24 protein-coding genes are annotated in these 26,367 nt (G+C 72.0%); 7 read left to right on the forward strand and 17 right to left on the reverse strand.

Annotation, left to right across the window (positions count from 1 at the left end):
* Positions 1–70: 70 nt before the first annotated feature.
* Together ACWDD7_RS06540 and ACWDD7_RS06545 are read left to right on the forward strand one after the other, a co-directional pair.
* Positions 71–1,591 (forward strand): DNA-3-methyladenine glycosylase 2 family protein, encoded by a 1,521-nt coding sequence (locus tag ACWDD7_RS06540; protein WP_351871919.1) that lies wholly within the window; start codon positions 71–73, stop codon positions 1,589–1,591.
* 13 nt (positions 1,592–1,604) lie between these two features.
* Positions 1,605–2,093 (forward strand): methylated-DNA--[protein]-cysteine S-methyltransferase, encoded by a 489-nt coding sequence (locus ACWDD7_RS06545; RefSeq protein WP_351871917.1) that lies wholly within the window; start codon positions 1,605–1,607, stop codon positions 2,091–2,093.
* 1 nt (position 2,094) lies between these two features.
* Here ACWDD7_RS06545 and ACWDD7_RS06550 read toward each other — a convergent pair whose 3' ends face one another.
* The 3 genes from ACWDD7_RS06550 to ACWDD7_RS06560 all read right to left on the reverse strand — a co-directional run bounded on the left by ACWDD7_RS06550 (position 2,095) and on the right by ACWDD7_RS06560 (position 4,513).
* On the reverse strand, positions 2,095–2,835 hold the full coding sequence (locus ACWDD7_RS06550; protein WP_450456577.1) for an SIR2 family NAD-dependent protein deacylase: 741 nt from the start codon (positions 2,833–2,835) through the stop codon (positions 2,095–2,097).
* An 81-nt stretch (positions 2,836–2,916) separates the two neighbouring features.
* Positions 2,917–3,411: an NUDIX hydrolase gene (locus tag ACWDD7_RS06555; protein ID WP_351871911.1), complete on the reverse strand. Its 495-nt coding sequence runs from the start codon at positions 3,409–3,411 to the stop codon at positions 2,917–2,919.
* Positions 3,395–4,513: an ADP-ribosylglycohydrolase family protein gene (locus tag ACWDD7_RS06560; RefSeq protein ID WP_450456578.1), complete on the reverse strand. Its 1,119-nt coding sequence runs from the start codon at positions 4,511–4,513 to the stop codon at positions 3,395–3,397. The genes ACWDD7_RS06555 and ACWDD7_RS06560 overlap by 17 nt, the downstream gene beginning before the upstream one ends.
* Positions 4,514–4,653: 140 nt before the next feature.
* Between ACWDD7_RS06560 and ACWDD7_RS06565 the strand changes: the two genes are divergently transcribed.
* On the forward strand, positions 4,654–5,805 hold the full coding sequence (locus tag ACWDD7_RS06565; RefSeq protein WP_450456579.1) for a glycerate kinase: 1,152 nt from the start codon (positions 4,654–4,656) through the stop codon (positions 5,803–5,805).
* A 94-nt stretch (positions 5,806–5,899) separates the two neighbouring features.
* Here the strand turns inward: ACWDD7_RS06565 and pssA are convergent, their stop codons facing one another.
* Together pssA and ACWDD7_RS06575 are read right to left on the reverse strand one after the other, a co-directional pair.
* Entirely contained in the window at positions 5,900–6,718 is an 819-nt protein-coding gene (gene pssA / locus ACWDD7_RS06570; protein WP_351871982.1) for a CDP-diacylglycerol--serine O-phosphatidyltransferase, read from the reverse strand.
* Positions 6,719–6,740: 22 nt separating this feature from the next.
* Positions 6,741–7,397 (reverse strand): phosphatidylserine decarboxylase, encoded by a 657-nt coding sequence (locus tag ACWDD7_RS06575; RefSeq protein ID WP_450456580.1) that lies wholly within the window; start codon positions 7,395–7,397, stop codon positions 6,741–6,743.
* An 18-nt stretch (positions 7,398–7,415) separates the two neighbouring features.
* Between ACWDD7_RS06575 and ACWDD7_RS06580 the strand changes: the two genes are divergently transcribed.
* Entirely contained in the window at positions 7,416–7,541 is a 126-nt protein-coding gene (locus ACWDD7_RS06580; RefSeq protein WP_351871902.1) for a hypothetical protein, read from the forward strand.
* Positions 7,542–7,577: 36 nt separating this feature from the next.
* Here the strand turns inward: ACWDD7_RS06580 and ACWDD7_RS06585 are convergent, their stop codons facing one another.
* The 7 genes from ACWDD7_RS06585 to ACWDD7_RS06615 all read right to left on the reverse strand — a co-directional run bounded on the left by ACWDD7_RS06585 (position 7,578) and on the right by ACWDD7_RS06615 (position 16,834).
* Positions 7,578–8,783, reverse strand: coding sequence for an acyl-CoA dehydrogenase family protein (locus ACWDD7_RS06585; protein ID WP_285552496.1), 1,206 nt, complete (start codon positions 8,781–8,783; stop codon positions 7,578–7,580).
* Entirely contained in the window at positions 8,783–9,295 is a 513-nt protein-coding gene (locus tag ACWDD7_RS06590) for a MaoC family dehydratase (RefSeq protein WP_145884642.1), read from the reverse strand. The genes ACWDD7_RS06585 and ACWDD7_RS06590 overlap by 1 nt, the downstream gene beginning before the upstream one ends.
* 3 nt (positions 9,296–9,298) lie before the next feature.
* Positions 9,299–10,264 carry an HpcH/HpaI aldolase/citrate lyase family protein gene (locus tag ACWDD7_RS06595; RefSeq protein ID WP_351871897.1) on the reverse strand — a complete coding sequence of 322 codons (966 nt, stop codon included), beginning with the start codon at positions 10,262–10,264 and terminating at the stop codon, positions 9,299–9,301.
* Entirely contained in the window at positions 10,261–12,288 is a 2,028-nt protein-coding gene (locus ACWDD7_RS06600) for a protein meaA (RefSeq protein ID WP_392211871.1), read from the reverse strand. Before ACWDD7_RS06600 ends, ACWDD7_RS06595 begins: the two co-directional genes overlap by 4 nt.
* Positions 12,289–12,297: 9 nt before the next feature.
* Complete coding sequence (ccrA, locus tag ACWDD7_RS06605; protein WP_285553366.1) at positions 12,298–13,635, reverse strand: crotonyl-CoA carboxylase/reductase; 1,338 nt, start codon at positions 13,633–13,635, stop codon at positions 12,298–12,300.
* A 432-nt stretch (positions 13,636–14,067) separates the two neighbouring features.
* Positions 14,068–14,886, reverse strand: a complete 819-nt coding sequence (locus ACWDD7_RS06610; protein WP_450456581.1) for a TetR family transcriptional regulator — start codon at positions 14,884–14,886, stop codon at positions 14,068–14,070.
* 145 nt (positions 14,887–15,031) lie between these two features.
* The gene (locus tag ACWDD7_RS06615) at positions 15,032–16,834 is read right to left on the reverse strand and encodes a 3-hydroxyacyl-CoA dehydrogenase family protein (RefSeq protein WP_450456582.1); all 1,803 of its coding nucleotides are present in this window, start codon (positions 16,832–16,834) and stop codon (positions 15,032–15,034) included.
* Positions 16,835–17,230: 396 nt separating this feature from the next.
* On the opposite strand from ACWDD7_RS06615, the gene ACWDD7_RS06620 reads away from it, so the two are divergent.
* Positions 17,231–17,815 (forward strand): adenylosuccinate lyase, encoded by a 585-nt coding sequence (locus ACWDD7_RS06620; RefSeq protein ID WP_392211873.1) that lies wholly within the window; start codon positions 17,231–17,233, stop codon positions 17,813–17,815.
* A gap of 193 nt (positions 17,816–18,008) precedes the next feature.
* Here ACWDD7_RS06620 and ACWDD7_RS06625 read toward each other — a convergent pair whose 3' ends face one another.
* From ACWDD7_RS06625 to ACWDD7_RS06645, 5 genes are all read right to left on the reverse strand, one after another.
* A complete protein-coding gene (locus tag ACWDD7_RS06625) occupies positions 18,009–18,485 on the reverse strand; it encodes a hypothetical protein (protein WP_351872284.1) in 477 nt (158 codons plus the stop codon).
* Positions 18,486–18,645: 160 nt separating this feature from the next.
* The gene (locus ACWDD7_RS06630) at positions 18,646–19,701 is read right to left on the reverse strand and encodes a YihY/virulence factor BrkB family protein (protein WP_450456583.1); all 1,056 of its coding nucleotides are present in this window, start codon (positions 19,699–19,701) and stop codon (positions 18,646–18,648) included.
* Between the two features lie 162 nt (positions 19,702–19,863).
* The gene (locus ACWDD7_RS06635; protein WP_351872279.1) at positions 19,864–20,286 is read right to left on the reverse strand and encodes a RidA family protein; all 423 of its coding nucleotides are present in this window, start codon (positions 20,284–20,286) and stop codon (positions 19,864–19,866) included.
* A gap of 91 nt (positions 20,287–20,377) precedes the next feature.
* The gene (locus ACWDD7_RS06640; RefSeq protein WP_450456584.1) at positions 20,378–21,931 is read right to left on the reverse strand and encodes an alpha/beta hydrolase; all 1,554 of its coding nucleotides are present in this window, start codon (positions 21,929–21,931) and stop codon (positions 20,378–20,380) included.
* 146 nt (positions 21,932–22,077) lie between these two features.
* Positions 22,078–23,115 carry an Rv2578c family radical SAM protein gene (locus ACWDD7_RS06645; protein WP_351872275.1) on the reverse strand — a complete coding sequence of 346 codons (1,038 nt, stop codon included), beginning with the start codon at positions 23,113–23,115 and terminating at the stop codon, positions 22,078–22,080.
* A gap of 147 nt (positions 23,116–23,262) precedes the next feature.
* Between ACWDD7_RS06645 and ACWDD7_RS06650 the strand changes: the two genes are divergently transcribed.
* Positions 23,263–23,706 carry an SRPBCC family protein gene (locus ACWDD7_RS06650; RefSeq protein ID WP_392211879.1) on the forward strand — a complete coding sequence of 148 codons (444 nt, stop codon included), beginning with the start codon at positions 23,263–23,265 and terminating at the stop codon, positions 23,704–23,706.
* Positions 23,707–23,875: 169 nt separating this feature from the next.
* Complete coding sequence (locus ACWDD7_RS06655; protein WP_450456585.1) at positions 23,876–26,353, forward strand: MFS transporter; 2,478 nt, start codon at positions 23,876–23,878, stop codon at positions 26,351–26,353.
* Positions 26,354–26,367 lie beyond the last annotated feature (14 nt).

The raw sequence follows: 26,367 nt of genomic DNA on the forward strand, positions 1-26,367 counted from the left end.
CCGCAGGCCGCTCGGCGTACATGTCGGAATTCCGCCAGCACGGGGCTCCCGCACTGGTCATCCTTGAGTCATGCAGACAGCGACGCACCTCGACCGGGAGCACTGCGTGCGCGCCGTGCAGTCCAAGGACGCCCGGTTCGACGGATGGTTCTACACGGCGGTGCTGACCACCCGCATCTACTGCCGGCCCAGCTGCCCCGTCGTCCCGCCCAAGCCGGAGAACATGACGTTCTACCCGAGCGCGGCCGCCTGCCAGCAGGCCGGGTTCCGGGCCTGCAAGCGCTGCCGCCCGGACACCAGTCCCGGCTCCCCGGAGTGGAACCGGCGCGCCGATCTGGTGGCCCGCGCCATGCGCCTGATCACCGACGGCGTCGTGGACCGCGAGGGCGTGCCCGGCCTCGCCGCCCGGCTCGGCTACAGCACCCGCCAGGTGGAGCGGCAACTCCTCGCCGAGCTGGGCGCGGGGCCCCTCGCCCTCGCCCGCGCCCAGCGCGCCCAGACCGCGCGGCTGCTCATCGAGACCACCGCGCTGCCCATGGCGGAGATCGCCTTCGCGGCCGGCTTCTCCTCCGTCCGCGCCTTCAACGACACCGTCCGCGAGGTCTTCGCCCTCTCCCCGAGCGAGTTGCGCCACCGGGTACCGGCCGGCCGCGCGGCCGCCGACGGCACCCCCGGGACCCTCTGTCTGCGCCTGCCGTTCCGCGCCCCGCTCAACCCGAGCAACCTCTTCGGCCACCTCGCCGCCACGGCCGTACCCGGCGTCGAGGAATGGCTCCCGCAGAGCCTGAACGGCGCGGGCGGTGCCCCCACCGGCGCCTACCGCCGGACCCTCCGACTGCCGTACGGCCACGGGATCGTCGCCCTCGCCCCCCGCCCCGACCACATCGCCTGCCGCCTCACCCTCAGCGACCTGCGCGACCTGGCCGTGGCGATCAGCCGCTGCCGCCGGCTGCTCGACCTGGACGCCGACCCCGTCGCCGTGGACGACCGGCTGCGCACCGACCCGCTGCTCGCCCCGCTGGTCGACAAGGCGCCGGGCCGCCGGGTGCCGCGCACGGTGGACGAGGCCGAGTTCGCCGTACGGGCCGTACTCGGGCAGCAGGTCTCCACGGCCGCCGCCCGCACCCACGCGGCCCGCCTCGTCACCGCCCACGGCAAGCCCCTGGACGACCCCGAGGGCGGCCTCACCCACCTTTTCCCCTCGCCCGAGGAACTGGCCGCGGTCGACCCCGAGACCCTGGCGATGCCCCGCACACGGCGCACCACCTTCACCACCCTGGTGGGTCAACTCGCCGACGGCGCACTCCACTTGGGGGTGGAATCGGACTGGGCCGAGGCCCGCGTCCGGCTGCTCGCGCTGCCCGGCTTCGGCCCCTGGACGGTCGACGTCATCGCCATGCGCGCCCTCGGCGACCCGGACGCCTTCCTGCCCACCGACCTCGGCATCCGGCGCGCGGCCGGCGAACTCGGGCTGCCGTCCACCCCCGCCGCGCTCACCGTCCGCGCCGAGGCATGGCGCCCGTGGCGGGCGTACGCGGTGCAGTATCTATGGGCGACCGACAGCCACCCGATCAACTTCCTTCCCGTGTAAGAAGGTTCTTCCCGTGATGTGCCACACCGTGACCGACAGCCCGTACGGTCCCCTCACCCTGGTCGCCGAGGACGGCGCCCTGTGCGGCCTGTACATGACCGACCAGCGGCACCGCCCGCCCGAGGAGGACTTCGGCGTCCGCGACGACTCCCCGCCCTGCTTCGCCGCGGCACAGGAACAGCTGGACGCCTACTTCGCGGGCGAGTTGCGCGAGTTCACCCTCGAACTCGGCCTGCGCGGAACCCCGTTCCAGCGCAGCGTCTGGGACCAGCTCACCCGCATCCCCTACGGCGAGACGCGCACCTACGGCCAACTCGCCGACGCCCTCGGCAATCCCGGCGCCTCCCGCGCGGTCGGCCTCGCCAACGGCCGCAACCCCGTCGGCATCATCGTGCCCTGCCACCGCGTCGTCGGCAGCGACGGCAGCCTCACCGGCTACGGCGGCGGCCTGGAGCGCAAGCGCCGCCTGCTGGACTTCGAACGCGGCACGGCCCTGTTCTGAGTCAGCCGGCCGCCGTGTCCTCGGCCAGGCCGGCCAGCAGCCGGGGCAGCGCGGTCCCGATGGGCTCGCGGATCACCTCGTCCGCCTGGTCGTCGTACGGCGTCGGTTCCGCGTTGACGACGATCAGGCGGGCGCCGTGGTCGGCGGCGACCCCCGCGAGGCCGGCGGCGGGCTGTACCTGGAGGCTGGTGCCGACGGCGATGAACACCTGGCAGGCCTTGGTGACGGCCACGGCCTCGCCGAGCACCATCGGGTCGAGGCGCTCGCCGAACATCACCGTGGCGGACTTCAGGATGCCGCCGCACTCCCGGCACCGGGGATCGTCCTCACCGGCGTCGAGGCGTGCCAGGGCGTCCTCCATCGGGCCGCGCGCATGGCACTGCGTGCAGAGGAACTCCCGTGCTGTGCCGTGCAGTTCGAGCACCTTGCGGGCGGGCATCCCGGCGAGCTGGTGCAGCCCGTCCACGTTCTGTGTGATCACCCGGACCGGGACCCCGGACCGCTCCAGCTCCGCGACGGCCCGGTGGGCGGCGTTGGGCTCGGCCCCCAGCGCCTGGTTGCCGCGCCGCATCCGCCATGACCGGCGCCGGATCTCCGGATCGCCCATGTAGTACTCGTACGTGACGAGCTTCTCCGCCTCGGGGTCGCGCCGCCACAGGCCGTTCGGCCCTCGGTAGTCGGGGATTCCGGAGTCGGTGGAGATACCTGCGCCACTGAGAATGGCCACGAGAGGCTTGCCCATGGGGCGAGGGTAGGGCGCGGGGTCGGGCGGTGCGAGTGGATATCGGCGCGGTGGATCCGGGAGGCCGGCCGGGCCGCGGGGTCAGTCCGCCCGGTGGCCGTTCTCCAGCTCGGCCGGGCCGGAACCGTCGGCGAGGACGTCGAGGGCGGCGAGGACACGGCGGCCGAGGGCACCGGGAAGATGCGCGGCGAGTTCCTCGCGCGGCACCAGCCGCCAGGACAGCAGTTCCTCCTCCTGGAGCCGGATCGCGCCCAGGTCGTCGTCGGCGAGCACCCCGCCGTCGTACACGTACGCCACCAACGGCGGCCGCGCCGTGCCCGGAACCCAGTCCACGGCGAGCAGCCGCCCGAGCGACCGGTCGAGCCCGATCTCCTCCCGCGTCTCCCTGCGCGCCCCCTGCCGTGGCGTCTCCCCGCTGTCCGACTCCACCGTCCCGCCCGGAAGAGCCCATCCCTCACGGTAGTTGGGCTCGACCAGCAGCACCCGCCCTTCCCTGTCCCGGAAGAGCGCGGCGGCCCCGGCGAGGACCCGGGGCAGGCCGGCGATGTACGCGGCGTAGTCAGCGGTGGAGGTCATGGGGGCAGGGTATCCAGCCGGAGCCGGGCTGCGAACCGGCCCCCGCCAGGCGCACGGTGCGTTCGGCCAGCGCACTGATCCGCACGCCGTCGAAGCCGAAGACCGCGCTGCGGACCGTGTCCTCCAGGGGGTCCTTCCAGTGGCCCGGGAGGGCGGCGGCGCCGGTGCGGACACCGGCCACCGAGCCCGCGGTCGCCCCGTTGGAGTCGGTGTCCAGACCGCCGCGCACGGTGAGCGCGAGGGTGCGGGTGAAGTCGTCGTCGCCGTAGAGCAGCCCCGCGGTGAGGACGGCCGCGTTCGGGACGGTGTGGATCCAGCCCCCGGCGCTCTCGCCGGTCGCGGTGGCCAGGGTGTCGGCCCAGGGCAGCCCGGCCTCGTGCAGCGACACGACGCGGCGCACGGTGCGGGCGAGGCGGCAGCTCGCCGGGATCACGCCGAGCGCACTGTCCAGCGCGGCCCGTACGGTCGGGGCGGTGAAGGCGGCGGCGATCAGCGCGGCCGCGAACAGGGCGCCGTAGACGCCGTTGCCGGTGTGGGACAGCACGGCGTCGCGGTGGGCCAGGGCCGCCGCGCGGGCGGGGTCGCCGGGGCGGGTCCAGCCGAAGACGTCCGCGCGGATGAGGGCGCCGATCCACTCCTGGTACGGGTTCTCGTACGTCGCCGTCAGGGGCGGCCGCAGTCCGTTCGCGAGATTGCGGTAGGCCGCCCGTTCCGCGGTGAAGGTCTGCAGGTACGGCAGCCGGGTCAGCCACAGCTCGCCGACGTCCTCGGTGCTGAAGCCGAAGCCGCGGCTCTCCAGCAGGTGCAGTCCGAGGATCGTGTAGTCCACGTCGTCGTCGCGGCAGCTGCCGTGGATCCGGCCGCGGACGCAGGAGCGCCACTCCGGGCGCAGTGCGGCGGTGTCGGCCGGGTCGGCGGGCTCGGGCAGGTAGTCGGTGAGCGGCAGCGCGCCGGAGCGGCCGAGGTAGCGGTCGATGCGCGCCGGGGTCCACACCTCGCCCTGCTCGACCGGCTTGCCGAGCATGTTGCCCGCGATCCGCCCGAGCCAGCCGCCGTGGATCCGGTCGGCGAGATCGACGGGTGCCGGGTGCTCGCTGCTCATGGCCTGGGTGTACCCGTTTTCCCCGGGTCTGTTCAGCCCTTGGCCGGGGGCATGACGGTGGGGGTCCGGCGAGGTTAAGGTCGCGGCGGCGCGACCGGTCCCGGTATGTGCGCGGGGCCCGGAGAGCAAGGGGATGGCAAGTGGCGAACGGCGCAGTGGACGGGACCCGTCGGGTACTCGTCGCCGCGGACAAGTTCAAGGGCTCGCTGACGGCCGTGCAGGTCGCCGAGCGGGTCACCGCCGGGCTGCGGCGGGTGGTGCCGGACCTGGTGGTGGAGGCGCTGCCGGTGGCGGACGGCGGCGACGGGACCGTGGCCGCGGCCGTCGCGGCCGGGTTCGAACGGCGCACGGTGCGGGTGGCCGGGCCGCTGGGGGAAGCGGTGACGGCGGCGTTCGCGCTGCGCGACGGCACCGCGGTGGTGGAGATGGCCGAGGCGAGTGGCCTGCACCGGCTGCCGGCGGGCGTCTTCGCGCCGCTGACCGCGTCCACGTACGGCTCCGGCGAGCTGCTGCGCGCCGCGCTGGACGCCGGGGCGCGGACGATCGTGTTCGGCGTGGGCGGCAGCGCCACGACGGACGGCGGCGCCGGGATGCTGGCGGCGCTCGGGGCGCGGTTCCTGGGGGAGGACGGGGAGCCGGTGCCGCCGGGTGGCGGCGGTCTGGCCGGCCTGGCCCGCGCCGACCTCTCCGGTCTGGACCCCCGGCTGTCCTGCGTCTCGCTCGTGCTGGCCGGCGACGTCGACAATCCGCTGACCGGGCCGACCGGCGCTCCCGCGGTGTACGGCCCGCAGAAGGGGGCCTCGCCGGACGACGTGCGGGCCCTGGACGCGGCGCTCGGGCATTACGCGAAGGTGCTGGAGGCGGAGGTCGGGCCCCGGGCGGCGCGGGCCGCGGCGGCGCCGGGCGCGGGGGCGGCGGGCGGCGTCGGGTACGGCGCGCTGCTCCTCGGCGCGCGGTTCTGCCCCGGCATCGACCTCATGCTCGACGTCCTCGGTTTCGCCCCCGCCCTGGCGCGCGCGTCCCTGGTGATCACCGGCGAGGGCTCCCTGGACGAGCAGACCCTGCACGGCAAGGCCCCGGCGGGCGTGGCGGCGGCCTCGCGTGCCGCGGGCAAGGAGGTCGTGGCGGTGTGCGGCCGCCTCGCCCTGACGGAACCGGCCCTGCACGCGGCCGGCATCTCCCGCGCCTACCCCCTGACGGCCCTCGAACCCGACGTCTCCCGCTGTATCGCGCACGCCGGCCCCCTCCTGGAGCGCGTCGCCTCCCGCATCGCCGAGGACCTCCTGGTGTGACCGCCGGAAGGCGCAGCCCCCGGCAGGCGCCGCGCAGACGAAAGGGCCCCGAATCCAGCCAACCCTGGATTCGGGGCCCTCGGTCAGGACGCCGTCACGGCAGTTGCGCCGTCCGAGCCTCGCGGCGGTTGTCGCGGAAGTTGTTCACCCGGCGGGCCGTGGCGAACAGTGGGATCACCGCGCCCATGACCAGCTGGAGCGCGCAGCCCGTCTGGAGGAGCAGCTGGCCGCTGGGGGCGTCGAAGGCCCAGGCGGCCAGGAGGCCCATGGACAGGACGATCCAGCAGAGCATCGCCCCGGCGAGCCGCCCGCGCGGCTTCGGGTACTCCACCCGGCTCACCATCAGCCAGGCCGTGCCCACGATCGCGAGCAGGGTCGCCACGAACGGGAGCTCAAGGAGCACGATCGAGACGACGGTGAGCGCGCCGAACGGCGACGGCATGCCCTGGAACATCCCGTCCTTCATCGTCACGCACGAGAAGCGGGCGAGCCGCAGCACGACCGCCAGCAGCACCACGATCGCCCCGAGTGCCGCGACTCTCTGGTGCGCGTCGTCCGCGACCATGCCGTAGACGAGGACGAAGTACGCCGGCGCCAGCCCGAAGCTGATCAGGTCGGAGAGGTTGTCCAGCTCCGCGCCCATCGGCGAGGAGCGCAGCTTGCGCGCCACCAGGCCGTCGAAGAGGTCGAACACCGCCGCGCAGAGCATCAGGATGACCGCCGTGGCCGCGCTGTGGCGGGCCATGCCGGACTCCTGGCTGCCGGTGAGGTGCGGGATCAGGATGCCCGTGGTGGTGAAGTACACCGCCATGAATCCGCACGTGGCGTTGCCGAGGGTGAGGGTGTCCGCTATCGACAGGCGGAGCGAGAGCGGCATCTCCTCCTCTTCGTCCACCTCGTCGGCCTCGGGCACCCAGTTCGCCTGGGTCTCCGGATCAATCACGGTCAATGCGAGTCACCCCAGCCACGGTCTTCTGTCCGACCTCGACCGCCACCTCCACGCCTTCGGGCAGGTAGAGATCGACACGCGAGCCGAAGCGGATCAGACCGATACGGTCGCCCTGCTCGACCTTCGTGCCCTCAGGGATGTAGGGCACGATGCGGCGGGCCACCGCGCCGGCGATCTGGATCATCTCGATGTCGCCGAGTTCGGTGTCGAAATGCCAGACTACGCGCTCGTTGTTCTCGCTCTCCTTGTTGAAAGCCGGAACAAAGCCGCCGGGGATGTGCTCGACCGACGTCACCGTGCCCGCGAGCGGCGCGCGGTTGACGTGGACATTGAGCGGACTCATGAAGATGGCGACGCGGGTGCGACCGTCCTTCCAGGGCATGATGCTCTGCACCACACCGTCGGCCGGGGAGATGACCCGGCCCTGGGTGATCTCGCGCTCGGGGTCGCGGAAGAACCACAGCATGCCCGCCGCGAGAGCGGTGGCGGGCACGGCGACGGCCTTGGCGGCACCCGAGCGGCGGGCGCGGGCCAGGCTGAGGGCTGCGGTGGCGACGGTCGGGAGAAGCCACGGCGATGCTCCGCGCGCGAGGCGTACGCCGGCTCGGCTGTCGCGAGGTGCAGAGGTTTGGCTGTGGGGCATGGATGACCTTCGTAGCGGATGATGCCGCGCAAGACGGGGGACGGCGGCTTTCCGGGGATCGTACCGGTCGCGGGCCGCAACTGGGCAAGCCAGGAAGCCGAGTCGGCGGCCGAAGACCGGCTGAACAACGTCTACGGGGTGTGATCTTCCCCTCGAAGAAAACACCCCGTATACGGACAATCAGCCCTGGAATCGATACTCTTCGAGCAACCGGCGGCCGATGATCATTTTCTGGATCTCGGCGGTACCTTCACCGATGAGCAGCATCGGCGCCTCGCGGTACAGGCGCTCGATCTCGTACTCCTTGGAGAAGCCGTAGCCGCCGTGGATGCGGAAGGCGTCCTCCACGACCTCCTTGCAGTACTCGGAGGCGAGGTACTTCGCCATCCCGGCCTCCAGGTCGTTTCGCTGCCCGGAGTCCTTTTTGCGCGCCGCGTTCACCATCATCGCATGGGCGGCCTCGACCTTGGTCGCCATCTCGGCCAGCTTGAACTGGATGGCCTGGTGCTGGGCGATCGGCTTGCCGAAGGTGTGCCGCTGCTGGGCGTACTGCACCCCCAGCTCGAAGGCGCGCTGGGCGACACCGCAGCCACGGGCCGCGACGTTGACCCGGCCGACCTCCACGCCGTCCATCATTTGGTAAAAACCTCGGCCGGTGACGCCGCCGAGCACCCGATCGGCCGGGATGCGCAGCCCGTCCATGATCAGCTCGGTGGTGTCGACGCCCTTGTAGCCCATCTTCTCGATCTTGCCGGGGATGGTGAGGCCAGGGCGGACCTCGCCGAAGCCCGGCTCCTTCTCGACCAGGAAGGTGGTCATGGACTTGTGCGGGGCCGTGCCCTCCGGGTGGCCCTCGTCGCTGCGCACCAGGACGGCCACGAGGGAGGACGTGCCGCCGTTCGTCAGCCACATCTTCTGGCCGGTCAGGACGTACTCGTCGCCGTCCTTGACCGCCTTGGAGGAGATGGCCGACACGTCGGAGCCGAGCGCCGGCTCCGACATCGAGAAGGCGCCCCGGATGTCACCGGCCGCCATCCGCGGCAGGAAGTGGTCCTTCTGCTCCTGCGTGCCGTGCTGCTTGAGCATGTACGCGACGATGAAGTGGGTGTTGATGATGCCGGACACCGACATCCAGCCGCGGGCGATCTCCTCCACGCACAGCGCGTAGGTGAGCAGCGACTCGCCCAGGCCCCCGTACTCCTCGGGGATCATCAGACCGAACAGGCCCAGCTCCTTGAGGCCGTCCACGATCTGCTGCGGGTACTCGTCGCGGTGCTCCAGCTCGGTCGCGACCGGGATGATCTCCTTGTCGACGAAGTCCCGGACGGTGGAGACGATCTCCTGCTGGACGTCGGTCAGACCGGCGGTCTGGGCGAGGCGCGCCATCACTTCTCCTGCTGCTTCAGCTCCGGGCGGCCCGGCTGCTCGCCGCCGCGTTCCTTGATGTACGTCTCGGTCGGCACCATCACCTTGCGGCGGAAGACGCACACGAGGGTGCCGTCCTGCTTGTAGCCCTTGGTCTCGACGTAGACGATGCCGCGGTCGTCCTTCGACTTCGACGGCCACTTGTCCAGCACGGTCGTCTGGCCGTAGATGGTGTCGCCGTGGAAGGTCGGCGCCACGTGCTTGAGCGACTCGATCTCCAGGTTGGCGATCGCCTTGCCGGAGATGTCCGGCACGGACATGCCGAGCAGCAGGGAGTAGATGTAGTTCCCGACGACGACGTTCTTGCCGAAGTCCGTCGTCTTCTCCGCATAGTTGGTGTCCATGTGGAGCGGGTGGTGGTTCATGGTGAGGAGACAGAACAGGTGGTCGTCGTACTCCGTGACCGTCTTTCCCGGCCAGTGCTTGTACGTCGCCCCGACCTCGAACTCCTCGTAGGTGCGTCCGAACTGCATGGCTCAGGCCTCCGGGATCTCGAACTTGGTGGTGCGGCGCATGCCGGCGGCGCGGCCCTTGCCGGAGATGACCAGGGCCATCTTGCGGCTGGCCTCGTCGATCATCTCGTCGCCGAGCATCGCGGAGCCCTTCTTGCCGCCGGCCTCGGACGTGTAGTACTCGTACGCGTCCAGGATCAGCTCGGCGTGGTCGTAGTCCTCCTGGGACGGCGAGAAGATCTCGTTGGAGGCCTCGACCTGGCCCGGGTGCAGCACCCACTTGCCGTCGAAGCCGAGCGCGGCGGCGCGCTGGGCGACCTCGCGGTAGCCGTCGACGTTGCGGATCTGGAGGTAGGGGCCGTCGATCGCCTGGAGGTCGTTGGCGCGGGCGGCCATCAGGATCTTCATGAGGATGTAGTGGTAGGCGTCCGCCGGGTAGCCGGGCGGCTGCTCGCCCACGACGAGGGACTTCATGTTGATGGAGGCCATGAAGTCGGCCGGGCCGAAGATGATGGTCTCGATGCGCGGGGAGGCCTGGGCGATCGCGTTGACGTTGTTCAGGCCCTGCGCGTTCTCGATCTGCGCCTCGATGCCGATCCGGCCGACCTCGAAGCCCATCGTCTTCTCGATCTGCGTGAGCAGCAGGTCGAGCGCCACGACCTGCTCGGCCGTCTGCACCTTCGGCAGCATGATGCAGTCGAGGTTCTGCCCGGCACCCTCGACGACCGTCACGACGTCGCGGTACGTCCACTCGGTCGTCCAGTCGTTGACGCGGACCACCCGCGTCTTGCCCGTCCAGTCACCCTCGTTGAGGAACTTGACGATGGTGTGCCGCGCCTCGGGCTTGGCGAGCGGGGCGCACGCGTCCTCCAGGTCGAGGAAGACCTGGTCCGCCGGCAGGCCCTGCGCCTTCTCCAGGAAGCGGGGGTTCGAGCCGGGTACGGCCAGGCAGGAACGCCGCGGGCGAAGGCGGTTGACGGGGGTGGTCATGCGGAGACCTCCAGGGGGTCGAGCTTGTTCGCGGTCCGGATCTCGTCGACGATGCGGCCGATGATCCCGGTGATGTCGAAGTCCTTCGGGGTGAAGACAGCGGCCACTCCGGCGGCCCTGAGCTGCTCGGCGTCACCGTTCGGGATGATGCCACCTGCGATCACCGGTATATCTGTGGCACCCGCCACACGCAGCCGCTGGAGCACGTCCGGGACCAGCTGGGCGTGCGAGCCGGAGAGGATCGACAGGCCGACCGCGTGCACGTCCTCGGCGAGGGCCGCGTCCACGATCTGCTCCGGGGTGAGCCGGATGCCCTGGTAGACCACCTCGAAGCCGGCGTCGCGGGCGCGTACGGCGATCTGCTCGGCGCCGTTGGAGTGCCCGTCCAGGCCCGGCTTGCCGACCAGGAAGCGCAGCTTGCCGACGCCCAGGTCGCGGGCGGTGGCATCCACCTTGGCGCGGACCTCGGCGAGCGCGGAGCCGGCTTCGACGGGGACGGCCACGGGCGCGGAGGAGACCCCGGTGGGCGCCCGGTACTCGCCGAACACCTCGCGCAGCGCTCCCGCCCACTCGCCGGTCGTCGCCCCGGCGCGGGCGCACTCCAGGGTGGCCTCCATCAGGTTGCCGGTGCCCCGGGCGGCCTCCTTCAGGCGCTCCAGCGCCTTGCAGGGGCGCGGGTGGTTGAACGGCGGCTGGTAGCGGGTGTCACGCCACTGCTGGAGCGCGGCGATCACGCGGGCCTCGACCGCCGGGTCCACCGTCTGGATCGCGGTGTCCAGGTCGGCGGTGAGCGGGTTCGGCTCGGTGCCCTCGAAGGCGTTGACGCCGATGATCTTCTCTTCGCCGGACTCGATCCGGGCCCGGCGCTCGGCGTGCGAGGCGACCAGCTGCGACTTCAGGTAGCCGGACTCGACGGCGGCCATCGCGCCGCCCATCTCCTGGATCCGCTCGATCTCCGCGAAGGAGTCGGCGACCAGCTGCTCCACCTTGGCCTCGATCACCTTCGAGCCCTCGAAGATGTCCTCGTACTCCAGCAGGTCGCTCTCGTAGGCGAGCACCTGCTGGATGCGCAGGCTCCACTGCTGGTCCCAGGGCCGGGGCAGGCCCAGCGCCTCGTTCCAGGCCGGAAGCTGCACGGCACGCGCGCGGGCGTCCTTGGACAGCGTCACGGCCAGCATCTCCAGCACGATCCGCTGGACGTTGTTCTCCGGCTGCGCCTCGGTCAGGCCGAGGGAGTTGACCTGGACGCCGTAGCGGAAGCGGCGCTGCTTGGGGTTCTCGATGCCGTACCGCTCGCGCGTGATCGTGTCCCAGATGCGGCCGAACGCGCGCATCTTGCACATCTCCTCGACGAAGCGGACGCCCGCGTTCACGAAGAAGGAGATCCGCGCGACCACGTCCCCCATGCGCTCCTGTGGCACCTGGCCGCTGTCGCGCACGGCGTCCAGGACGGCGATCGCGGTGGACATCGCGTACGCGATCTCCTGCACCGGCGTGGCCCCGGCCTCCTGCAGGTGGTAGCTGCAGATGTTGATCGGGTTCCACTTCGGGATGTGGGAGACCGTGTACGCGATCATGTCCGTCGTCAGGCGGAGCGAGGGTCCCGGCGGGAAGACGTGCGTGCCGCGGGACAGGTACTCCTTGACGATGTCGTTCTGGGTCGTGCCCTGGAGCTTGGTGATGTCCGCGCCCTGCTCCTCGGCGACGACCTGGTAGAGCGCCAGCAGCCACATGGCGGTGGCGTTGATCGTCATCGAGGTGTTCATCTGCTCCAGGGGGATGTCCTGGAACAGCCGGCGCATGTCACCGAGGTGCGAGACGGGCACGCCGACCCGGCCGACCTCGCCGCGGGCGAGGATGTGGTCGGGGTCGTAGCCGGTCTGCGTCGGCAGGTCGAACGCCACCGACAGTCCCGTCTGGCCCTTGGCGAGGTTGCGCCGGTACAGCTCGTTGGATGCCTCGGCCGTGGAGTGGCCGGCATACGTCCGCATGAGCCACGGACGATCTTTCTGACGCTCTGTCATCGAGGGCTCTCAGATGTTCCGGAAACGGTTGATGGCGTCGATGTGCTCGGCCCGCATCTCCTCGTCGCGCACGCCGAGGCCTTCCTCGGGCGCGAGGCACAGCACGCCGACCTTGCCCTGGTGCAGGTTGCGGTGGACGTCGTAGGCGGCCTGGCCGGTGTCCTCCAGGGAGTACACCTTCGACAGGGTGGGGTGGATCTTGCCCTTGGCGACCAGGCGGTTGGCCTCCCATGCCTCGCGGTAGTTGGCGAAGTGCGAGCCGACGATCCGCTTCAACGACATCCACAGGTAGCGGTTGTCGTACTCGTGCTGGTAGCCCGAGGTGGAGGCGCAGGTGACGATGGTGCCGCCCTTGCGGGTGACGTACACCGAGGCGCCGAAGGTCTCGCGGCCGGGGTGCTCGAAGACGATGTCCACGTCCTCGCCGCCGGTGAGTTCGCGGATGCGCTTGCCGAAGCGCTTCCACTCCTTCGGGTCCTGGGTGTGCTCGTCCTTCCAGAACTTGTAGCCCTCGGCGCTGCGGTCGATGATCAGCTCGGCGCCCATCTTCCGGCAGATCTCGGCCTTCTGCTCGCTGGAGACCACGCAGATCGGGGTGGCGCCGCCCGCCAGTGCGAACTGCGTGGCGTACGACCCGAGCCCGCCGCTCGCGCCCCAGATCAGGACGTTGTCGCCCTGCTTCATCTGGGCGCCGTTGCGGGAGACCAGCTGCCGGTAGGCGGTGGAGTTCACCAGGCCCGGGGCGGCGGCCTCCTCCCAGCTGAGGTGGTTCGGCTTCGGCATCAGCTGGTTGGACTTGACGAGGGCTATCTCGGCGAGGCCGCCGAAGTTGGTCTCGAAGCCCCAGATGCGCTGCTCGGGGTCGAGCATCGTGTCGTTGTGCCCGTCGGAGGACTCCAGCTCCACGCTGAGGCAGTGGGCGACGACCTCGTCACCGGGCTTCCAGGCGTTGACGCCGGGGCCGGTGCGCAGGACGACGCCCGCCAGGTCGGAGCCGATGATGTGGTAGGGCAGGTCGTGCCGCTTGGTCAGCTCGCTGAGCTTGCCGTAGCGCTCCAGGAAGCCGAAGGTCGGCAGCGGCTCGAAGATCGAGGTCCACACCGAGTTGTAGTTGACGGAGGAGGCCATGACGGCCACCAGGGCCTCGCCCGGCCCGAGCTCGGGCACGGGGACGTCGTCCAGGTGGATCGACTTGCGCGGGTCCTTGTCGCGGGTCGCGAGGCCCGCGAACATCTCCGTCTCGTCCTTGTGCACGGTGATCGCCCGGTACGACTCGGGGAGCTGAAGTGCGGCGAAGTCGGCGGACGTGGCGTCCTTCGACTGGATCGCGTCCAGGATGTCCTTCACGGTCACGGTGTTGCCTCCGGCGGTGAGCGCCCTGAGGGAGGGGCGCTTGAGGGTTCGTCGGTGCTGGGATGCGTGCTGCTGAGGGTTTTGGTGAAAGTGCCGTAGGTTCGGCTCGGTGGTGCTTCGGCAGCGCTTTGTGGCGCGGGAGGTTGCCTGTGACGCAGGCGTCCGGGCGCGCAGGCCATGGGCTTGCGGGGACAGCCGGCGAACGAATGGTCGCTGCTCGCCGGCCGCCCGGACTTCCTTCAACGTATGACACCGCGTGTCAGGTGACAAGGCACTGAGTGCCAGAACTTCGTCTCAGATGAAATCTTTACGTAACAAATGAGCGATGATCGATCGAACAGCTCGCGAAATCCCCTCGAAAAGGGCCCCTGACATGGCAAAACGGCCACCCCGAGGGGTGGCCGTCATCACAGCGGGGGAGCGGGCTCAGCGCTCCTTGAGCGCCTCCTCGATGGTGCGCATGACCTCGTCGAGGGGGGCGTCGGTGCGGGCGACGGTGACGAGTACCTCGCCGTGCGCGGAGGCCGTCGCCGGAGCGCCGGCGGCCGGGCGGGCGGCCGTGTTCCGGCCGGCGCCGATGCCGGTGCCGAAGGTCTTGCGCACGATCGAGAAGGCGTGGTCGAGCTGCGTCTCCACATCACCCCGGCCGTCCGCGCGCAGCCAGCGCCGCAGCACGTGGTTGTGGGCGGTGACCACCGCGGAGGCGGCGACCTCGGCCAGCAGCGGGTCGTCGTTGGCGTCGTCGGCGTGTGCCCGCTCGTCGAAGTGGCCGAGCAGATAGCGGGTGAACAGGCGCTCGTAGCGGGCGACGGAGGCGATCTCGGCCTCGCGCAGGGTGGGCACCTCGCGCGTGAGCCGGTAGCGGGCCACGGAGATGTCCGGATGCGCCGCGTACATCCTCATGACCTCCTTGATGCCCCGGCACACCGTGTCGAGCGGGTGCTCGTGCGCCGGGGCGGCGTTCAGGACCGCCTCGGCACGGACCAGGGTGTCGTCGTGGTCCGGGAAGATCGCCTCCTCCTTGGAGCGGAAGTGGCGGAAGAAGGTCCGGCGGGCGACGCCGGCCGCGGCCGCGATCTCGTCGACGGTGGTGGCCTCGTACCCCTTGGTCGCGAACAGCTCCATGGCTGCGGCCGCCAGTTCTCGGCGCATCTTGAGGCGCTGGGCGGCGGCGCGGCTGCCTGCGGCACTTTCCGGCGCGTCGGGCGTAGCTGGTGTACGTGAGGACTTGGCGGGCTGGGACATGACCCGAACGTACTGCATGGACGCGGTGTCATGTGCGGGAGCCCGGTCTGCCCCGCCCGGCCCCGAAGGGCCGGGCGGGGGAGCCAGGGCGGGGTCGAGCAGCCCGCCCCAGTCCGTCTCCGCGGGGGACCAGTCGCCGACGCCGTCAGCGGCGGGCATACTCGCGGAAGCCGCGGCCGGTCTTGCGGCCGAGGCAGCCCGCGGCCACCAGGTGCTCCAGGAGCGGGGCCGGGGCGAGTCCGGGGTCGCGGAACTCGCGGTGCAGCACCTTCTCGATGGCCAGCGAGACGTCCAGACCGACCACGTCCAGCAGCTCGAACGGGCCCATCGGGTACCCGCCGCCGAGCCGCATCGCCGCGTCGATGTCGTCCAGCGTCGCGTAGTGCTGCTCGACCATCTTGACCGCGTTGTTCAGGTACGGGAACAGCAGCGCGTTGACGATGAACCCGGCCCGGTCGCCGCAGTCCACCGCGTGCTTGCGGATCTTCCGGCAGACCTCGCGGACCGTGGCGTGCACGTCGTCGGCGGTCAGCACGGTGCGCACGACCTCGACCAGCTTCATGGCCGGGGCCGGGTTGAAGAAGTGCATGCCGATCACGTCCTGCGGGCGCGAGGTGGCGCGGGCGCAGGCGACGACGGGCAGCGAGGAGGTGGTGGTGGCGAGCACCGCGCCGGGCTTGCAGACCTTGTCCAGCGCCTGGAACAGCTGCTGCTTGATCTCCAGGTCCTCGGCTATCGCCTCGACGGCCAGGTCGACGTCCGCGAACGCCTCGTAGGAGCCGGCCGGGGTGATCCGGTCCAGGGTCTGGGCGGCCGCCTCGGCGGTCAGCCGGCCCTTGTCCACGGAACGCGCCAGGGACTTGCCGATCCGGGCCTTCGCCGCCTCGGCCTTCTCCTCGCTGCGCGCGGCCAGGACGACGTCGTAGCCCGCCTTGGCGAACACCTCGGCGATGCCGGACGCCATGGTGCCGGAGCCGGCGACGCCCACCGAGCGCACCTCGCGGCCCGGGGTGGCGGCACCGTCCGCCGACGGGGTCAGCGCGTCCGGCACCACGGTGGCGCTGCCCGGCGCCTCGTAGGTGTAGAAGCCGCGCCCGGCCTTGCGGCCGGTCAGGCCCGCCTCGCTGAGCTGCTTGAGGATCGGGGCGGGGGCGTGCAGCCGGTCGTGGGACTCGGCGTACATGGCGTCCAGGACGGTGCGCGCGGTGTCGATGCCGATCAGGTCGAGCAGCGCGAGCGGGCCCATCGGCAGGCCGCAGCCCAGCCGCATCGCCGCGTCGATGTCCTCGCGGGAGGCGTAGCGGGCCTCGTACATCGCCGCCGCCTGGTTGAGGTAGCCGAACAGCAGGCCGTCGGCGACGAAGCCGGGGCGGTCGCCGACCGCGACGGGCTCCTTGCCCAGCTCGATCGCGAGGTCCGTGACGGCCGCGACGACCTGCGGCGCGGTCAGCACCGAGGAGACGACCTCCACCAGCTTCATCGCCGGGGCCGGGTTGAAGAAGTGCAGCCCGAGCACCCGCTCGGGACGCGCCGAGTCGGCGGCGAGCCGGGTCACGGACAGCGCGTTGGTGCCGGTGGCGAGGATGGCCTCCGGGCGGACGACGCCGTCCAGCTCACGGATGATCTGGTGCTTGACCTCGTACGACTCCGGGACCACCTCGATCACGAGGTCGGCGTCGGCCGCCGCGGCCAGGTCGGTGGAGGTGCGCAGCCGGGCGAGGGCGCCGGTGCGCTCGGCCTCGGTGAGCCGGCCGCGCTCCACCGAGCGGGCGGTGGCGGCCTCCAGGGCGGCCCGCGCCCGGGTGGCCTGGGCCTCGCTGATGTCGATGCCGACGACCTCGCGGCCGGCCTGCACGAGGACCTCGGTGATGCCGGTGCCCATGGTGCCGAGGCCGACGACGGCGATCTTCTTGAGGGACAGAGGGGTGTCGGACAGGGGAGTGGCCATCGCGGGACTCCAGAGATGAGGGTGACGACGAGGAACGCGACCGGGTGCGCCGCAAGGGCGCACCACGGAAGCGGAAAGGAGTGCGGGTGTTGCCGGGCTGACGAGCGCACACGCCCGGGTGCCGTGCCGACGGGCGTGCACACGCCCGGCAGCGGCGATGTTCCGACCGGCTCTGTCCCGAAGCCGGGTCGTACTGGCGGTACCCGGCGCACGAGGCGCACACGGGTACCGTTCCTTGCCCGCGACGGCCGCGTCACCAGACCGTCGCCAGCGGGTGCGAGAAGGTTGCTCGCTCGTCTGAGCTTAACCGGTGGGTAACGAGCGCGCTAGCCCCCATCGGGTTCTTTGTGCGCCGGGTCCCTCCCGTTGCCCCCGCGACCCGCCTAACCTGAAGCCGTGGACGAAGAGTTGCGATCGCTCACGGAGCGCTTACGGCAGGAGTCGGGGGGCTCGGCGGCCTTCGACGCCCTGCTGGCGACCGGGGACCCCGACGAGCTGGCCGAGGTCCTCACCGCGCCCGGACAGCCGCTGTGGGCAAGGGAGTTGGCCGCCTTCCGGCTCGGCCTCGCGGGCGACCGGCGCGCCTTCGAGTCCCTGGTGCTCCTCCTCAACCACCGCGACCCCCCGCGGTGCGCCGGCGCCGCGTACGCGCTGGCCCGGCTCGGTGACCCCCGCACGGCGCGCGCGGCCGCCGCCCTCGCCACCAACGAACTCCGCGTCGCCTACGCCCTGCACCCGGTACGGCTCCTGGTCGCGCTGCGCGCTCCCGAGTCGGTGCCCGCGCTGATCACCACCCTGGAACGCCGGCTGCGCCCGCACGACCCCTACCGACGGGTCGCCCTCGCCTGCGTGGACGGCCTCGGCGCCCTCGCCGACGCCCGCGCCCGGCGCGTCCTCACGGAGGCCCTGGCCCATCCGGCGCTCGCGGAGGCGGCGGTGCACGCGCTGGCGAGGCTTCCGAAGGAGAGACGGACCGGGTGACGGCGGGCTGGGCGGGCTGGAGGGGCCGGACGGTTCGGCGTCAGGCCCGCGGCTCGTGCGGCCGGGGGCCCGTGCGTCCCGCCGCCCCGGGGCCCCGCCGCCCTGCGGCTGCTGCGCCCTGCGGCGCGTGTGGTCTGGGGCGCGTGTGGTCCGCGGTACCTCCGGCTCGTCCGACGGCCGTCGCGCGCCGCGGTCAGGGCCAGTACGCGGTGCACGCCCGGTGCCCGGCGTGCCGCCCGCACGCCTGCGCCTCCAGGTGCCAGCCCTTGCCGTGCACGTACTTGACCGCGCGCGTGTTCTGGCCGCCGCCCGAGTGCACGGTCGCCGAGCAGACGCCGAAGTCCGCCCACGACCCGTAGTCGACGTCCCACTCCAGCGCGACCGTGTCACCCTTGCCCGCGCCGGAGATCGCCGCCCACACGTAGTACGGCGCGCCCTGCCTCGCGTTGCCGTACCGCACCTTGACCGTGGCCCCGCCGATCCGCAGGGTCGGGCCGTTGTGCCGACGGCCGCTCGGGATCCGCGTGCTGGGGTCGATGCTCGTACCGCACGAGGCCGCGGCCCCGGACGGCCGCGAGGTCTGCGCCGCCGTCGCGGTCGCGGCCGACGCTGCGGCCAGCATCGCCACACCGGCCATCGCGGCCACCACGCCCCTGGACTTGATCGCCATGCCTTGCCCCTCTTGCCGACCGCGCGGTGTCACCGACTGTTGACACATCGTGCTCGCGGTGGCCCGAGGCCGAGGTTGGCAGCGGGCCGGGGGAGTGGACAAGGAGCAGTGGAGGCACGGCCCGCGCACCGCTCCCGCGCATCCGGCGCGCGGGTGCCGATCAGCTGTCTGTCATACGGCGGACGTCGTCCGCGTCCCACTTGGCCGTGTCCCGGGGCTCGGCGTACGGCCCGGCGGACTCGGGGGGATGGCCGCCGGCGATGGCCCGCTGCCGCGCGGTCTCGGCGTCGAACTCCAGGCCCAGCAGGATCGCCAGGTTGGTGATCCACAGCCAGACCAGGAAGATGATGACGCCCGCCATGGTGCCGTAGGTCTTGTTGTACGACGAGAAGTTCGCCACGTAGACCGCGAAGCCCGCGGAGGCGATCATCCAGATGACCAGGGCGAGGAAGCTGCCCGGGGTGATCCACCGGAAGCCCCTGACCTTGGCGTTCGGGCACGCCCAGTACAGGATCGCGATCATCAGGACGACCAGGACGACGAGCACCGGCCACTTGGCGATCGACCACGCGGTCAGCGCCGCGTCCCCCATGCCGAGCGCCTGGCCGGCGCGCCGGGCCAGGCCGCCGCTGAAGACCACGATCACCGAGCAGATCAGCGCGATCAGCATCAGCGCCACGGTGACCCCGAGGCGCACCGGCAGCAGCTTCCACACCGAGCGCCCCTCGGGTACGTCGTAGACGGCGTTCGCGGTGCGGATGAAGGCGGCGACGTACCCGGACGCCGACCACAGCGCCAGGACGAGGCCCACGATCGCCAGGACCGAGCCGGTCCCCGCGCTGTTCTGCAACTGCTCGACGGCCCGGGTGAGGATGTCCCGGGCCGAGCCGGGGGCGAGCTTCCCGATGTCGGCCAGCAGCCGGTCGGTGGTCGAGCGGCCGGTGATGCCGAGCAGGGCGACCAGCACCAGCAGCGCGGGGAACAGGGCCAGCACCGAGTAGTAGGTCAGCGCGGCGGCCCGGTCGGTCAGCTCGTCCTTCCTGAACTCCTTCAGGCTCCCCTTGAACACCGCCCTCCACGCGGCCTTCGGCAGCTGCGCCGGCGACTGCGGCGCCCGCTCCTCCACCTCCCGCCCCGGCCCGGCCTCCTCGGGCGACGGCACCCGGGGACCCGGCTCGCCGTCGTCGCGGTCCCTGCGTCCTGGAAGATTCACCATGGGAGCCGGGTACCCCGAAGTTCCGGGAACTCGTGGGCGCGGGGGCGGGCGGCGCGGGGCGGTCGGGCGTGTCAGGTCCGGCGGTGGGACGTGTCAGGTCCGGGCGGTGGGGCGTGTCAGGTCCGGGCGGTGGGGCGTGTCAGGTCCGGGCGGTGGGGCGTGTCAGGTCCGGGCGGTGCCCGGGTCGGTGTCCGGGACCACCGCCAGGGCCTCGATCTCCATCAGGAAGTCCGGGCTCACCAGCCCGGCCACCCGGACCGCCGAGCACGCCGGAAGGCGGTCGTCGGGGATGTGGGCCGCCCGGGCCGTGCGGATCGCCGGCATGTGGGCCATGTCCGTGACGAAGAAGGTCAGCTTCACCACGTGCTCGAAGCCCGCGCCCGCCGCGGCCAGGCAGCGGCGCAGGTTCTCGAAGACCTGGCGGGCCTGGGCCACGGGGTCGCCGGGGCCGACCGGCTTGCCGTCCTCGTCCAGGGCCAACTGGCCGGAGACGGCGACGATCCGGCCCGTCGCCGTGACCACATGGCTGTACTGGGCCGCGGGCGCGACACCTGCGGGGGCGGTGATCCTGATCGGTTCGCTCATGGAGCCCATCCCATCACGGACCGCGCCGCCCGCCGGCAATTCCCCTCGTCGTAGCGGCACTTGACCACGCCAGTGATCCGGCGGCCGGTCCTCAGCCCCGGAAGCCCAGCAGAGCGTGCAGGACCGAGCCCCGGGAGGACGTCGACGCCGCCTTCGACGCCGGCGGTGTCGGGTCCGGGGACTTGGCGCACACCGCGTCGGCCGGGCCGGAGCCGCGGGGGATCGTGCCGTCCGCCAGGTACGCGGACAGGTACCTGTCCAGGCAGGCGTTGCCGCTGAGGGTGATGCCGTGGTTGCCGCCGCCCTGTTCGACCACCAGGCTGGAGCCGGCCAGCAGCCGGTGGGCCGCGACGCCACCGGCGTACGGCGTCGCCGCGTCGTCCGTCGCCTGGAAGAGCAGCGCCGGCGGCAGCTTGTCGTTGGCCACGTCCGGCCGCTGCGTCCGGCCGGTCGGCCAGAACACGCACGGCGCGTTGTACCAGGCGTTGTTCCAGGCCATGAAGGGCGACTTCGCGTACACCGCCCACGCGTCCTGCCGCCACCGCGCCCAGTCGTGCGGCCAGGCGGTGTCCCCGCACTGCACGGCCGTGTAGACGCTGTACCCGTTGTCGCCGGACGTGTCCACACCGGCGAAGTCGTCGTACGCCTCCACCAGCGGCTCGGGGTCCTTGTCGTGCACGTACGCCGCGAACGCCTCGGCGAGAGAGGGCCAGTAACCGTTGTAGTAGCCGCCCGGGATGAAGGTGTCCTCCAGCTCGGCGGCGCCCACCTTCCCCCCGGCCGGCTTCTTCGCCAGGGCCGTCCGCATCGCGTACCACTCGGCCTCGACCCTCGCCGGGTCCTTGCCGAGCCCGTACGTCGCGTCGTGCGTGGCGATCCAGGCCATCAGCGCGCGGTGCCGGTCGTCGAAGGCCCGCTCCTGGCCGATGTTGTCCGCGTACCAGACGCCGGTCGGGTCGACGATCGAGTCCAGCACCAGCCTGCGGACCCGGTCGGGGTGCAGCTTGGCGTACACCGCGCCGAGGTAGGTGCCGTACGAGTAGCCGAAGTAGCTGATCCGCGGCGCGCCGAGGGCCGCGCGGATGGCGTCCATGTCCTGCGCGGCGCTGACGGTGTCCATGTACGGCAGCACGTCGCCGTACCGCTTGCCGCAGTCGGCGGCGAAGGTCCGGGCGCGCTCCAGGTTCGCCTGTTCCAGGGCGGGCGTGTCCGGCACGGTGTCCGGGCGCACCGGCTTGAAATGGCCGGGCGCGCAGTCGAGGGCCGGGCTGCTGCGGCCGACCCCGCGCGGGTCGAAGCCGACGACGTCGTACCGTGCCGCCACGTCCTTCGGCAGCGCCGAGGCCACGAACCCGGCGAGGGCGAGTCCGCTGCCGCCGGGGCCGCCCGGGTTGACCAGCAGCGGGCCCTCGGAGGCCGGCGCGGTGTGCGGGACGCGGGACAGGGCGAGCGTGATCCGCCGGCCGGAGGGGTTCGCGTGGTCCAGCGGCACCTGAAGCGACGCGCACTGGAGCGTCGGGTAGTCGTGGGTGGCGCACTTCTTCCAGGCGAGCGGCGCGGGCGCGGCGGCCTGTGCGGGGACGCCGGTGACCGAGCCGGCCAGGACGGCGGCGGCCGCGCACAGGACGGCTGCGCGTCTTCTCATGGGTCCTCCCGGGACGGAGAGGTCGAGCGAACCGCGAGATCACGGTCCTCGCCGCATCGTCCCGATGCGGGCCCTTCGCGGAACGCGTTCCGCCGATAGTTGACCCAATTGCCCGCGCGAAGCCCTCGAACGCTCCCGGCGGGGCCTCACATCAGAGTCAGCTGGGTCGGCTCGGGCACCGGCACGGGCCCGGCCGGGCGGATCCGGCGCGCCTCGCCCGCGCGCGTGGGCCCGATGCCGCACTCCCGTGCCAGCTCGTGCACCTGACGGGTGATCCGGCGCTGGTACCAGGTCGGCGCGTACGACCCGCCGGCGTACATCCGCTCGTAACGGCGCACCAGATGCGGGTGGTGGTCGGCGAGCCAGGACATGAACCACTCCCGCGCGCCGGGCCGCAGATGCAGGACCAGCGGGGTCACCGAGGTGGCCCCCGCGGCCGCGATGGCCTCGACCGTGGCCCGCAGTTGCTCGGGACGGTCGCCGAGGAACGGGATCACCGGCGCCATCAGGACCCCGCACCCGATGCCGTGCTCCCCGAGGGTGCGTACGACGTCCAGGCGCCGCTCGGGAGCGGGGGTGCCCGGCTCCACGGTGCGCCACAGGGCGGGGTCGAGGAAGCCGACCGAGACCGAGATGCCGACGTCGGTCACCTCGGCCGCGCGCACCAGCAGGTCCAGGTCGCGCAGGATCAGCGTGCCCTTGGTCAGGATCGAGAACGGGTTCGCGTGCTCGGTGAGCGCGGAGATGATGCCCGGCATCAGCCGGTAGCGGCCCTCGGCCCGCTGGTAGCAGTCCACGTTCGTGCCCATCGCCACGTGGTCGCCGCGCCAGCGGCCGGAGCCCAGCTGGCGGCGCAGCACCTCCGGGGCGTTCACCTTGACCACGATCTGGGTGTCGAAACCGATGCCCGTGTCCAGGTCCAGGTAGCCGTGCGTCTTCCTGGCGAAGCAGTACACACAGGCGTGCGAACAACCCCGGTAGGGGTTCACCGTCCATTCGAACGGCATCCGCGAGGCGCCCGGCACCCGGTTGAGCACCGAGCGTGCGCGGACCTCGTGGAAGGTGATGCCGCGGAACTCGGGCGTGTCGAACGTTCGGGTGGTCACGGCGTCCGCGCCGAACAGCGCGGCGTCGGGGGCCCGGCCGTGTTCGACGGGCTCGTCGGTGAGGTTGTCCCAGCGCATGACCCCTCCTCGGTAGCACTCGTCCGACACAATAGAACATCTGTTCCCATGATCGTGCGCACCCCGACGCGCCCCCGATTTGGGCGGCCGGGACCCGGGGTGGTTGGCTTTTCCCAACCCCGAGCAATCAGGTCCTGGAGGAACGCAATGGCGCAGGTCGAGGCCACTACGGAGCGGGTCGTCGCGGCGGACGCGGAGAAGGTGCTCGACGCCCTCGCCGACTACCGCGGCACCCGGCAGAAGCTGCTGCCGGAGCAGTTCAGCGAGTACGAGGTGCGCGAGGGCGGCGACGGCGAGGGCACCCTCGTCCACTGGAAGCTCCAGGCCACCAGCAAGCGGGTGCGCGACTGCCTGCTGGAGGTCAGCGAGCCCAGCGACGGCGAGCTGGTCGAGAAGGACCGCAACTCCTCCATGGTCACCACCTGGCGGGTCACCCCCGCCGGTGAGGGCAGGGCGCGGGTCGTCGTCACCACCACCTGGAAGGGCGCCGGCGGCATCGGCGGCTTCTTCGAGCGGACCTTCGCCCCCAAGGGCCTGGGCCGCATCTACGACGCCGTGCTCGCCCGCCTCGCCACCGAGGTCGAGAAGTAGTCCCAACCCCCGGACGGTGAAGGGGCGTTGCCTCCCTTCACCGGTTCGAGTGGAAGTCCCGCCCACCGGGAACCGCCCCGTAACTCACCGCAGTTGTTCGTAGTTGTCGCCTCGCGCGAGAAATTGCACGGGTACGGCAGCCGCGAGACGGCGACGAGGGGAGCGGCACGTGGGCGGGACGACTCCGGTGGATCACGACACTCTCGTGCTCCCGACTGCCCGGAAAGCGCCCGAGGCGGCCGCCGGGGAGGAGACCCCGGCGGAATCCGCGGCGGCCGGCCCCGCGGCCCCGCCGCCCGCCCCCTCCCTGAGCCCCCGCCGGGTGCGGCTGGTCTTCCTCGGGCTGATGCTGGCCATGCTGCTGGCCGCCCTCGACCAGATGATCGTCGCCACCGCCCTGCCCAAGGTGGTCGGCGAACTCCACGGCCTGGACCGGATGTCCTGGGCGATCACCGCCTATCTGCTGACCTCCACCATCGGCCTGCCGCTGTACGGCAAGCTCGGCGACCTCGTCGGCCGCAAGAGCGTCTTCCTCTTCGCCATCGCGGTCTTCGTCCTCGGCTCCGCGCTCGCCGGACGCGCGGGCGGCATGGACCAGTTGATCGCCTTCCGCGCCCTCCAGGGCGTCGGCGCGGGCGGGCTCATGATCGGTGTGCAGGCGATCATCGCCGACATCGTGCCGCCCCGGCAGCGCGGCCGCTACATGGGCCTGATCGGCGCCGCCTTCGGAGTCGCCTCCGTCGCGGGTCCCCTGCTCGGCGGCTACTTCACCGACCACCTCTCCTGGCGCTGGTGCTTCTACGTCAACGTCCCCTTCGGACTGGTGACGTTCGCCGTCGTCGCCGCCGTCCTCAAGCTGCCGAAGCCGGAAGTCCGCGGCCGCCTCGACGTGGCGGGCGCCCTGCTGCTCGCCGCCGCCTCGACCTGTCTGGTGCTGCTGACCAGTTGGGGCGGCACCGAATACGCGTGGGGCTCCCGGCAGATCCTCGGCCTCGGCGCGGGCGCGCTCGTCGCCACCGTGCTCTTCCTCGTCGCCGAGCGATTCGCCGCCGAACCCGTCATCCCGCTGCGACTGTTCCGCGACTCCGTCTTCAACGTCACCGGTCTGGTCGGCCTCGTCATCGGTGTCGCCCTGTTCGGCGCCGCCAGCTATCTGCCCACCTTCCTGCAGATGGTCGACGGGGCCAGCGCCACCGGCTCCGGGCTGCTGATGCTGCCCATGACCGCCGGCATCGTCGTGGCCTCCCTGCTGTCCGGCCAGCTCATCACCCACACCGGCCGCTACAGGCTCTACCCCGTGCTCGGCAGCGCCGTCTCCGTCGCCGGCATGTGGCTGCTGTCCCGCCTCGACGCCGGCACCTCCCGGCTGGAGTACAGCATCTGGATGGCCGTGCTCGGCGCGGGGATCGGCATGGTGATGCCCGTGCTCGTCCTCGCCGTGCAGAACTCGGCGCGCCCCGCCGACCTCGGCACCGCCACCAGTGCCACCAACTACTTCCGGCAGATCGGCGGCAGCGTGGGCGCCGCCGTCTTCGGCACCCTCTTCGCGAACCGGCTCGGCCACGCCCTGCGCCGGGAACTGCCCCCGAGCGCCGGTGCCCGGCTGCCCGACCCCGAGTCCCTCACCCCACAGCTCGTCCACGCCCTGCCCCCGGCCCTGCGCGACGCCTACGTCCGCGCGTACGCCGACGCCATGCCCCGGGTCTTCCTGTACCTCGTCCCGGTGCTCGTCCTCGGCCTCCTCGTCGCCTTCTTCCTCAAGGAGAAACCACTGGTGTCCCACCACACCACCGAATCCGACCCCGACAGCTTCGACGTCTCCGTCCCGCAACCCCGCCACCAGCCTTCGGCCGGGGGGACCCCCACCCCGCGCCGCTCGCCGCACGCCGCCGGAATCCCGGTGTGCGGCACGGTGCAGCACACCGACGGCACCGTGGTGCCCCGCGCCGCGCTCACCCTCATCGACGTCACCGGCCGGCAGATCGGCCGGGGCGCCAGCGGCGACGACGGGCGGTACGCGCTGAGCACGCCCGGCTCCGGGGCGTACGTCCTGATCGCCGCCGCCGGTGGCCACCAGCCGCAGGCCGTCTCCGTCACCGTCGGGGAGCGGCCCGTCGAACTCGACGTCGTCCTCGGCGGCGCCGGCCGCCTTGCGGGCAGCGTGCTCACCGCCGACGGCAGCCCGGTGCGGGACGCGACCGTCACGCTCACCAACGTCCACGGCGAGGTCGTCGCCACCACCCGCAGCGGCCGCGAGGGCGGCTACGTCATCACCGAGCTGGTCGCGGGCGAGTACACCCTCGCCGCCAGCGCCCCCGCCTTCCGCCCGGCCGCCCTTCCGGTCAGCGTGCAGGCGTCCCGGGAGACCCGGCAGGACGTCGAACTCGCGGGCGGGGCCGTGCTGCGGGGCGTCGTACGGGCGAGCGGGGGGCGGCCCGTGGAGGACGCCCGTGTCACGCTTCTGGATGCCGCGGGCAACGTCGTGGACACCCTCACCACAGGGGCCGACGGCGCCTTCCGGTTCGTGGATCTGTCCTCGGGCGAGTACACGGTCATCGCCGCGGGTTACCCGCCGGTCGCCACGGTCTTGCAGGTCGCGGGGGGTGGCCGCACGGAACGGGATCTTCAGCTGGGGCACGAGGACTGAGGCGGCGCCCGCCG

It is taken from the genome of Streptomyces sp. NPDC001056 (genome assembly GCF_053598955.1).